Origin of the sequence: Bradyrhizobium sp. BRP56 (assembly GCF_020194035.1) — a bacterium.
In the GTDB taxonomy this organism is placed as follows: Bacteria; Pseudomonadota; Alphaproteobacteria; order Rhizobiales; family Xanthobacteraceae; genus Bradyrhizobium; species Bradyrhizobium australafricanum.
Genome location: NZ_JADYVV010000076.1, coordinates 36,126 through 46,241, shown reverse-complemented (window position 1 = coordinate 46,241; position 10,116 = coordinate 36,126). Strand labels below are relative to the sequence as shown.

The following is a 10,116-nucleotide window of genomic DNA, read 5'->3' as shown; positions in this document are numbered from 1 at the left end:
GGCGCGCGTCTTCGGCGTCGTCGTGGCGTTCGCGTGCAGGCTCAGTTCCATGACCCGAGGTGCTCCCTGACAAAGGCCACGCCTCGTTCTACACCGATTCCATCAAACCAATCAGCAGGGACCAAACACGAAAGCAGGGACCCCATAACCACAGGACGTGGCGATGGAGCGAGCTGGGGCCACAGTTCGCTTCAACAACGCAACCCTGTGGTTATGGGTCCCGGATCGCGCTTCGCTTGCCCGGGACGACGTGGGGAGAAAGCGAGCTCGAAATCGATGCTCAGGTATTGAAGCGGAAATGCATGACGTCGCCGTCGGCGACGACGTACTCCTTGCCTTCAAGCCGCAGCTTGCCTGCATCGCGCGCGCCGGCTTCGCCGTTGCCGGCGATGTAATCGGCATAGGCAATGGTCTCGGCGCGGATGAAGCCCTTCTCGAAATCGGTATGGATCACGCCGGCGGCGGCGGGCGCCTTGGTGCCGCGGTCGATGGTCCAGGCGCGCGCTTCCTTCGGGCCGACGGTGAAATAGGTGATGAGATCGAGCAGCCGGTAGCCGGCGCGGATCAGCCGATCGAGCCCGGCCTCTTCCAGACCCAGCGTCTCCAGGAAGTCGGTGCGTTCCTCACGCGACAGCGTCGCGATTTCGGATTCGATCTTGGCCGAGATCACGACCGCGACCGCGCCCTCCTCCTTGGCGCGTTCGAACACCGCCTTGGAGAAATTGTTGCCGTCCTTGGCCGAGCCTTCCTCGACGTTGCAGACGTAGAGCACGGGCTTCGAGGTCAGGAGCCCGAGCATGCGGAACGCACGCTCCTCCTCCGGCTTGCGCTCCAGTCCGCGGGCAGGCTTGCCGTCGCGCAGCAACACCAGCGCGCGGTTGACCAGCTCGAGCTGCTCCTTGGCTTCCTTGTCGTTGCCCTTGGCCTTCTTCGAGAGGTTGTCGACGCGCTTCTCGAGGCTGTCGAGATCGGACAGCATCAGCTCGGTCTCGATGGTCTCGATGTCGGCGAGCGGCGCGATCTTGCCTTCGACATGGGTGATGTCGGAATCCTCGAAGCAGCGCACCACATGGGCGATGGCGTCGACCTCGCGGATGTTGGCGAGGAACTGGTTACCGAGACCTTCGCCCTGCGACGCGCCGCGGACGAGGCCCGCGATGTCGACGAAGGTCAGCCGGGTCGGAATGATCTGCGCGGACTTCGCGACCGCCGCGAGCTGCTCCAGCCGCGGATCGGGTACCGCGACCTCGCCGACATTCGGCTCGATGGTGCAGAACGGATAGTTCGCCGCCTGGGCGGCCGCCGTCTCGGTCAGCGCATTGAACAGCGTCGACTTGCCGACGTTAGGCAGCCCGACGATCCCGCATTTGAATCCCATGTCTTCCTCGATAATCTCTGGTTCGTCATGGCGGGCTCGTGCCGATGACGGATAAGGGAGATCAGGCCGGCTTCTCGCCGCCGTTCTCACCCTTGTCGAAAAATCCCTTGGCCTGCATCGTCAGATGCACCTTGTTGGCGAACGACGCGTCGTGCCCCGCAGCCAGCAGGCCGGCATTGTCGGCAACGGCCTGGCACAAGGCCTCCACCCACGCCCGGTCGCTCCTGGCGAAGTCCGACAGCACGTGGCTGTGCACGAGCTCCTTGACGCCGGGATGACCGATCCCGAGCCGCACCCGCCGATACTCGTTGCCGATATGCGCGGAGATCGAGCGCAGGCCGTTGTGGCCGGCGATCCCGCCGCCGATCTTGACCCGCACCTTGGCGGGCGGCAGTTCGAGCTCGTCCTGGAACACGGTGATGTCGGAGGGCGCGAGCTTGAAGAAGTTCGCCGCTTCCTGCACCGCACGCCCGGACTCGTTCATGTAGGTGGTCGGCTTCAGCAGCACGACCTTCTCGCGATCGACGACGCCCTCGGAGGTCTCGCCCTGAAAGCGACGGCGCCATGGTGCGAAACCATGACGCCGTGCAATCTCATCGACCGCCAGGAAACCGATATTGTGCCGGTTGCTGGCGTATTTCGCGCCGGGATTACCGAGACCGACAAAAAGGCGCATGGCGCGGCATCCCGCGTCGGCGCGCCATCAGACGATCGCGCGCCGACCTGATCGGTTACTTCTTCTTGTCGCCACCGGCGGGAGCCTTGGCACCCGCGGCCGGAGCTGCAGCACCCGCAGCCGGAGCCGCCGCAGCGGCCGGAGCTGCAGCACCCGCGGCCGGAGCAGCGCCACCGGCAGCAGCCGCAGCCGCAGCCTTCTGCTCTTCGGCGTAGCCGGACGGCGGCACGAGGGTGACCAGGGTCGCGTCCTCGCGGGTCAGCGACTTCACGCCCTTGGGCAGCTTGATGTCGGAGAGATGCAGCGAGTGGCTGATCTCGAGGCTGCCGACGTCGGCTTCGATGTATTGCGGAATGTTGTCGACCGCGCATTCGAGCTCGAGCGCGTGGGTGACGATGTTCACGGTGCCGCCGCGCTTGATGCCGGGGGCGGTTTCCGCGTTCACGACGTGCAGCGGAACGCTGACGCGGATGGTGGCGCCTTCGCCGAGCCGCATGAAGTCGACATGGACCGGGAAGTCCTTCACCGGGTCGAGGTGGTAGTCGCGCGGAATCACGCGATGCTTCTTGCCCTCGAGATCGATGTCGAACAGCGTGGTGAGGAACCGGCCCGCCAGGATGCGCTGGCGCAGTTCACGGTCGTCGACCGAGATGGTGACGGGGGGCTGGTTGTCTCCGTAGATCACTCCGGGAACTCTCCCGGCGCGACGCTCTGCCCGGGCGGCCCCCTTGCCGCTCTTCGGACGCGCGGTCGCCTTCAATTCCTTGACGGTCGCCATAGCGTTAAGTCCTTGTATTTAAAAAGTTAAAGGCCGCAGCGCGGCCCATGCTCAGGTCCACAGCAAGCCTCCAGGGGTGCGGGGGCCGCGGACGTGGCGGGCTTTTAGCCCCAAAGGGCCTAAATGACAAGGAAATGAAGGGATTTTTCTTGGGTTACCGAGCGAGGATCGTAGCCCGGATGGAGCGAAGCGAAATCCGGGACCACTGCCTCCGCGGGCCGGCCCCGGATTGCGCTTCGCTCCATCCGGGCTACGGGGGCTGCGCTCCGGGCCGTTTCAGCCGGCCGTACCGCCGAGCTTGGCTTCCAGCGCGGCGATCCTCGCCTTCAGCGCCTCGTTCTCCTCGCGCGCCAGGCGGGCCATGTCCTTGACCGCGTCGAATTCCTCGCGCTTGACCACGTCGAGATCGCGCAGGATCCGTTCCGCCTGGTTGCGCATGACCGTGTCGACCTCGCGCTTGACGCCCTGGGCGGCGCCCGCGGCATCGTTCATCAGACGGCCGATCTCATCGAAAAACCGGTTGCTGGTCTGGGTCATTTCGCAAAACTCTCCGCGTTCACTGCCTCGCGCCAAAGACAATGGCGATCTCAGCCATCCGGTTCAAGTCCGCCGCGAATGGCAGGCCTCCCGAGGCTTGCCTTGTCATGCTCCGGTTTCCTTGCAATCGTATGAACTCACAACAGAAATCGCACACATAACGCGAGCAGAAACGCCATGATCGACCAGACCGTCGAGATCCCGACCAAGGACGGCAAGACCACCACCTTCATCACCCATCCCGAGCGCGGCGGCCCCTTCCCCGTCGTCATCTTCTACATGGACGCGCCGGCGATCCGCGAGGAGCTGCGCGACATGGCGCGCCGGCTCGGCACGTCAGGCTATTATGTGATGCTGCCCAATATGTATTACCGCGCCGGCGTGATGGAGCTCGGCCCGATCAATCCCGATCCCGGAATCGCCCGAGCGCAAGCGCATGTTCGAGCTGATGCACTCGCTCAACATCCCGCTGGTGATGGAAGACACCGAGAGCCTGCTCGCCTATGCCGAGACGCAGAAGGCGGCCAACACCAGGATCATCGGCACCGTCGGCTATTGCATGAGCGGCCGCTACGCCGTGAACGCGGCGACGCATTTCGGCGATCGCGTCAAGGCCGCCGCCTCGGTCTACGGCACGCATCTGGCGACCGATCAGCCCGACAGTCCGCATCTTGCCGCGCAAAGGACAAAGGCCGAACTCTATTTCGCCTGCGCCGAGACCGATATCTACGCGCCACAGGAAATCATCGAGCAGGTGAAGGCCGGCATGAAGGGATCGAACAACGAGGTCGAGATCTATCCCGGCACGCATCACGGCTTTGCGTTCCCCAAGCGTCCGGTCTATGACCGCGACGCCGCCGAACGCCATTGGGAGCGGCTCCTCGCGCTCTACCGGCGCAACCTCGTGAGCTGAGTCTCAAGACGCACGATGCCGTTCCTGCTGATCGACTTTCCGGTATTCAATCCCGTCGCGCTCTCGCTCGGGCCGATCGTGATCCGCTGGTATGCGCTGGCCTACATCGTCGGCATCGTGCTGGGCTGGATCTACGCCCGCTCACTGATCAAGAAGGAACGGCTGTGGGGCGGCCCGGCGCCGATCACGCTGCCGCAGCTTGACGATTTCATCCTCTGGGTCACCATCGGCATCATCGTCGGCGGCCGCACCGGCTATGTGCTGTTCTACAATTTGCCCTTCTTCATCGCGCATCCGGGCGAAATCCTAGAATTGTGGAAGGGCGGCATGTCGTTCCACGGCGGCTTCCTCGGCTGCGTCGCCGCGGTGATGCTGTTTGCCCGCCGCAACAACATCCCGATCCTGTCGCTCGGCGACATTACCACCGCGGTCGCGCCGATCGGGCTGTTCCTCGGGCGGCTCGCCAATTTCATCAACAGCGAATTGTGGGGCCGTCACGCCGATCCGAGCCTGCCCTGGGCCATGATCTTCCCCAATGGCGGGCCGCTGCCGCGGCATCCGAGCCAGCTCTACGAGGCCGGGCTCGAGGGCATCGTGCTGTTCGCGGCGCTGGCGATCATGATCCGGATGGGCGCGCTGAAGCGTCCCGGCCTGATCCTCGGCAGCTTCATCACGATCTATGGCGTTGCCCGAATCATCGGCGAGCACTTCAGGGAGCCCGACCCGCAACTCGGATTCCTGTGGGGCGGACTAACCATGGGCATGCTGCTGTCGGTGCCAATGATCATCGTGGGCGTTATCATCATCACGGCCGCCGCCCGCCGCAGGGCGAACGGTCCGGCACCGAGTTCAACCTAAGCAAGTTCAATCTAAAGCAAGTGCAATCCAAGGAAGGCCGTGAACGAACCCTCCCCGCTGCTGGATGAGATCAGGAAGCTGATCAAGCTGTCCGGGCCGATGCCGGTCTGGCGCTACATGGAATTGTGCCTGATGCATCCGCGGTACGGCTACTATCTGTCGCGCGATCCGCTCGGCCGCGAGGGCGATTTCACCACGGCGCCCGAGGTCAGCCAGATGTTCGGCGAACTGCTCGGGCTGTGGAGCGCCTCGATCTGGCGCGCGATCGGCTCGCCGGAGACGTTCCGCCTGATCGAGCTCGGGCCCGGCCGCGGCACCATGATGTCCGACGCGCTGCGTGCGCTGCGCGTGCTGCCACCGCTCTACCAGTCGCTCAGCATCCACCTCGTCGAGGTCAATCCGGTGCTGCGCGAGAAGCAGTACGCGACGCTGACGGGCGTGCGCAACATCACCTGGCACGACAACATCGACGACGTCCCCGAGGGACCGGCGGTGATCCTCGCCAACGAATATTTCGACGTGCTGCCGATCCACCAAATGGTCCGCCGCGAGACCGGCTGGCATGAGCGCACGGTCGGGATGGATGCCAATGGCAATCTGTATTTCGCGCCCGCGCCCGAGCCGACGCCGCATTTCGAGGTGCTGCTGCCGCCGCTGGTGCGCGCCGCCCCGCTCGGCGCGGTGTTCGAATGGCGGCCCGACAACGAGATCATGAAGCTCGCCACGCGGCTGCGCGACCAGGACGGCGCCGCGCTGATCATCGATTACGGCCATCTGCGCAGCGACGCCGGCGACACTTTCCAGGCGATCGCGCGCCACAGCTTCGCCGACCCGCTGAAGAACCCGGGACAGGCCGACGTGACCGCGCATGTCGATTTCCAGGCCCTGGCGCGGGCCGCCGAGGATGTCGGCGCGCGCGTCCACGGACCGGCGACGCAGGGCGACTTCCTCAAGCGTCTCGGCGTCGAGGCCCGTGCGGCCGGGTTGATGGCGAAGGCAAGCCCCGAAGTCTCCGCCGACGTCGCCGGTGCGCTGAAGCGGCTGACCGATTCCGGACGCGGCGGGATGGGCTCGATGTTCAAGGTCATGGCCATCTCCGACCCGCGCCTCACCTCGATCGCCGGATTGAGCGATCAGCCTGACGAGACCGAACAATGACATTGGGATCACCGCTGCTGTCGGCCATTCCGGGCCTGCGCCACGCCTTCTTCTCGCGCGAGGGCGGCGTGTCGGAGGGCATCTATGCCGCCCTCAATGGCGGGCTCGGCTCGCGCGACGATCCGGCCAAGGTCGCGGAGAACCGGCGACGGATGGCGGAGCAGCTCGGCGTGCCGCTCGATCACCTCGTCAGCGTGCATCAGGTTCACTCGCCTGACGTCGTGGCCGTGACCGGTCCATGGAATGGCGCCGTGCGCCCGAAGGCGGACGCGCTTGTGACGCGCACCGAGGGCCTTGCGATTTCGGTCACGACGGCCGACTGCGGCCCGATCCTGTTCGTCGATCCCAATGCACGGGTGATCGGCGCGGCGCATGCCGGCTGGAAGGGCGCGCTGACCGGGGTGCTGGAATCGACCATCGACGCGATGGAGAAGCTCGGCGCCGAGCGCGGCGGCATCGTCGCCGCCATCGGCCCGCTGATCCGCAAGGAATCCTACGAGGTCGGCAACGAATTCGTCGAACGCTTCATCGAGGCCGATGCGGAGAACGGCATGTTCTTCCTGCCCGCCGAACGCGACGGACACGCGATGTTCGATCTTGCCGGCTTCATCCGCATGCGGCTGGAAAATGCCGGCGTGCTGATGATCGACGATCTCGGCATCGATACCTATTCCGACGAGCGCTGCTTCAGCTACCGCCGCTCCGTGCACCGCAAGGAAGCCGATTACGGCCGGCTCGTTCACGCCATCGCGCTGGAAAGCTGACGCCGGGCATCCAGAGCGTTTTCCCGCGAAGTGGATACCGGTTCGCGGTGAGGAAAGCGCGTCAGAATAAAATCTGGGCGATTTTTGTGCGACAAGCGTCTTGACTCTCCACCTGCTGGAGACCGGACAAGCGGCGCATGACACAACGCACCTACAGCATCGGCGAGGCGGCGCGGCTCAGCGGAATCAGCGTCCGCAAGCTCCGCTTCTATTCGGACCAGGGGTTGCTGCCGCCGGCCGGCCGCACCGCGAGCGGCTATCGCGTCTTCACCGACGACGAACTGGTTCGCCTCGACCTGATCCGCTGCCTGCGCGATGCGGGGCTCGGTCTCGACGCCATCCGCGAGGTCCTGACCAAGGAACTCTCGCTGGTCGAGGCGCTGCAGCTTCGCCTCGAGACGCTGGAAGCGGAGATCGCGGCCCAGCGCCGCGTCGCCTCGGCCCTGCGGGCTGCGTTGCGTTCACCGCAACTCACCGAAGCAGATTTGAGGAGATTCCTGACCATGACGCAGCTGTCCCGCGCCGAGCGCCGCAACGTCGTCGAACGCTTTTTCGAGAAGGTGTCCGACGGCATCAACATCGACCGGAAATGGATCCGGCAGATGATCGAGACCAGCGTGCCCGAATTGCCCGACGAGCCGACGCCCGAGCAGTGCGATGCCTGGATCGAGCTTTCGGAGATGCTCAACGACCCCTCCCTCGTCGCCAACATCCGCGCCAACGCGGAGGACGTCTGGAATCACCACGTGCTGGATCTCGCCGCCTGGCAAGCGGCCAACGAAACCGTGCTGGCGAGAGCCAGGGAGATTATCGCTCGCGACCTCGGCCCGACGTCGGAGGCCGGCCAGGCGCTGGCGCGCGACTGGCTGGAAACATCGGCGCGATTGCTGAAGCGAAAACCTGATCTGGAATTCCGCAACTGGATCCGCGGCAAATATGCCCTGCACGACGCCCGTGCCGCGCGCTATTGGGAGCTCGTCGCCATCATGCGTGGGCAACCGCCGGACGCGAGCCCGAACCGCGAATGGGCCTGGATCACCGCAGCCATGCGGCACCATCTCTCTGACTGAGCAGGGAAATCCGAAACCTCGCGGCGCACCGCCCGGATCGGTTAAGCGCTGTGGCCGTCCTGCCCTAGACGTTAAGCCGTTTTAACGATATCGCAGGACGCAATGAGGGAAGCGTCGAACCGCCAGTTTCAAACTGGGACAGCCGTGCGTGCCGCGATCGCATGCTCGTGGCTCGCGATCGCGTGCGCGCTTGGCGGCTGCGCGGCCGGCGGCAATGTGGCCGACTCCTACGCCATGGCCACGCCGGCGAGCAGCGGCGCAACCGTTGCGTTCGAATCGATCGACGGCCCGCCGCCCCAGGTGTTCGACCGCATGGTCGGCGTGCTCGACAGCGAGTCCAAGCTGCGCAGCCTGTCGATCGTGTCGCGCCAGGGCGCTGCCGCCTATCGCGTGCGCAGCTATCTGTCGGCGCAGGTGGTGCGCGGCCGCACCATGATCGCGTGGGTGTGGGACGTCTACGACAGCAACCAGCAACGCGCGCTGCGGCTCTCCGGCGAGGAGCCCGCCGGCAAGGCCGGCCGCGACGCGTGGGCCGCCGCCGACGACCTGGTGCTGCGCAAGATCGCCCAGGCCGGCCTCAGCGGCCTGTCCGGCATGATCAATGGCGGCCCGGCGGACAGCCTCGCGCCCGCCCCGGCACCGGACCTCCGCGGGCCCACGGTGGCAAGCGCCCCGGCCCCCGCCGCGCCCGAGACCGTGGCGCTCGGCTATTCCGCCGACTAAACCCCGTTATCGCCCGGGGAAATGCGTTTTTTGCCCAGGAAAACGGCGGCCAAAGCCGGCTAATGGGTTGCCATCGGATGCGCCTGCCTGATATTCCCTCGCGCACCGAAAACCCGCCGGTTCTGTAAGGACTTGAGATGCTGAACGTCGTATCCAGCAAGGCGCGGGGGGAAGCATCGATGTCGGCAAAGAACGGATCAATCAAGCTCGTCGCCGGCAACTCCAATCCTGCGCTGGCGCAGGACATCGCCAAGGGACTTGGCATCGAACTGACCAAGGCCGTGGTCCGGCGCTTCGCCGACATGGAGATCTTCGTCGAGATCCAGGAGAACGTCCGCGGTTCGGACATGTTCATCCTGCAGTCGACGTCGTTTCCGGCCAACGACAATCTGATGGAACTGTTGATCATCACCGACGCGCTGCGCCGTTCCTCGGCGCGCCGCATCACCGCGGTGGTACCCTATTTCGGCTATGCCAGGCAGGATCGCAGGTCCGGCTCGCGTACGCCGATCTCGGCCAAGCTGGTCGCCAACCTGATCTCGCACGCCGGCGTCGACCGCGTCATGACGCTCGACCTGCATGCCGGCCAGATCCAGGGCTTCTTCGACATCCCGACCGACAACCTGTTCGCGGCGCCCCTGATGGTGCGCGACATCAAGGAGAAATTCGACCTCGCCAAGGTGATGGTGGTGTCGCCCGACGTCGGCGGCGTGGCGCGTGCCCGCGGCCTCGCCAAGCGCATCAACACCCCGCTTGCGATCGTCGACAAGCGCCGCGAGCGCCCCGGCGAGTCCGAGGTGATGAACGTGATCGGCGACGTCGCCGGCTACAACTGCATCCTGGTCGACGACATCGTCGATTCCGGCGGCACTCTGGTGAATGCGGCCGAGGCGCTGATCGCGCACGGCGCCAAGGAAGTCTCGGCCTACATCACCCACGGCGTGCTGTCCGGCGGCGCCGCCGCGCGCATCGCCTCGTCGCGTCTGAAGGAACTGGTCATCACCGACTCGATCCTGCCGACGGAAGCCGTCAACAAGGCACCGAACATCCGCCAGATCTCGATCGCCGGACTGATTGCCGAAGCGATCGGCCGCACCGCGGCGGAAGAGTCGGTTTCCAGCCTGTTCGATTAAGCCCCACTGTCGTCCCGGCGAAAGCCGGGACCCATAACCACAGGCCTCCATTGTGGAGAGCCACTGTGGCCCTAGCTTTCGTGACAACAAACATTCGTGGTTATGGGTCCCGGCTCAAGGCCGGGACG

Annotated in this window: 10 protein-coding genes and 1 pseudogene; 7 read left to right on the top strand and 4 right to left on the bottom strand. The window is 65.4% G+C overall.

The features are described from left to right. Positions 1-280: 280 nt before the first annotated feature. From ychF to I6F38_RS36455, 4 genes are all read right to left on the bottom strand, one after another. The gene (gene ychF, locus I6F38_RS36470) at positions 281-1,378 is read right to left on the bottom strand and encodes a redox-regulated ATPase YchF (RefSeq protein WP_225163805.1); all 1,098 of its coding nucleotides are present in this window, start codon (positions 1,376-1,378) and stop codon (positions 281-283) included. Between the two features lie 61 nt (positions 1,379-1,439). Beyond that, on the bottom strand, positions 1,440-2,054 hold the full coding sequence (gene pth, locus I6F38_RS36465; RefSeq protein WP_225163804.1) for an aminoacyl-tRNA hydrolase: 615 nt from the start codon (positions 2,052-2,054) through the stop codon (positions 1,440-1,442). A gap of 55 nt (positions 2,055-2,109) precedes the next feature. Further along, a complete protein-coding gene (locus tag I6F38_RS36460; RefSeq protein WP_225163803.1) occupies positions 2,110-2,832 on the bottom strand; it encodes a 50S ribosomal protein L25/general stress protein Ctc in 723 nt (240 codons plus the stop codon). Positions 2,833-3,108: 276 nt separating this feature from the next. Beyond that, on the bottom strand, positions 3,109-3,369 hold the full coding sequence (locus I6F38_RS36455; protein ID WP_050384261.1) for an accessory factor UbiK family protein: 261 nt from the start codon (positions 3,367-3,369) through the stop codon (positions 3,109-3,111). 177 nt (positions 3,370-3,546) lie between these two features. Between I6F38_RS36455 and I6F38_RS36450 the strand changes: the two are divergent. The 7 genes and pseudogenes from I6F38_RS36450 (at position 3,547) to I6F38_RS36420 (ending at position 9,988) form a co-directional block, all read left to right on the top strand. Further along, positions 3,547-4,282 (top strand): annotated as a pseudogene (locus I6F38_RS36450) (dienelactone hydrolase family protein). Positions 4,283-4,297: 15 nt separating this feature from the next. Then, complete coding sequence (lgt, locus tag I6F38_RS36445) at positions 4,298-5,140, top strand: prolipoprotein diacylglyceryl transferase (RefSeq protein WP_225163802.1); 843 nt, start codon at positions 4,298-4,300, stop codon at positions 5,138-5,140. 99 nt (positions 5,141-5,239) lie between these two features. Beyond that, on the top strand, positions 5,240-6,298 hold the full coding sequence (locus I6F38_RS36440; protein ID WP_076825587.1) for an SAM-dependent methyltransferase: 1,059 nt from the start codon (positions 5,240-5,242) through the stop codon (positions 6,296-6,298). Beyond that, complete coding sequence (gene pgeF, locus I6F38_RS36435; protein ID WP_225163801.1) at positions 6,295-7,062, top strand: peptidoglycan editing factor PgeF; 768 nt, start codon at positions 6,295-6,297, stop codon at positions 7,060-7,062. Before I6F38_RS36440 ends, pgeF begins: the two co-directional genes overlap by 4 nt. 137 nt (positions 7,063-7,199) lie before the next feature. Then, positions 7,200-8,132 carry a MerR family transcriptional regulator gene (locus I6F38_RS36430; protein ID WP_225163800.1) on the top strand — a complete coding sequence of 311 codons (933 nt, stop codon included), beginning with the start codon at positions 7,200-7,202 and terminating at the stop codon, positions 8,130-8,132. A 102-nt stretch (positions 8,133-8,234) separates the two neighbouring features. Then, positions 8,235-8,855: a hypothetical protein gene (locus tag I6F38_RS36425; protein WP_225163799.1), complete on the top strand. Its 621-nt coding sequence runs from the start codon at positions 8,235-8,237 to the stop codon at positions 8,853-8,855. 179 nt (positions 8,856-9,034) lie between these two features. Beyond that, on the top strand, positions 9,035-9,988 hold the full coding sequence (locus tag I6F38_RS36420; protein WP_028344316.1) for a ribose-phosphate pyrophosphokinase: 954 nt from the start codon (positions 9,035-9,037) through the stop codon (positions 9,986-9,988). Positions 9,989-10,116 lie beyond the last annotated feature (128 nt).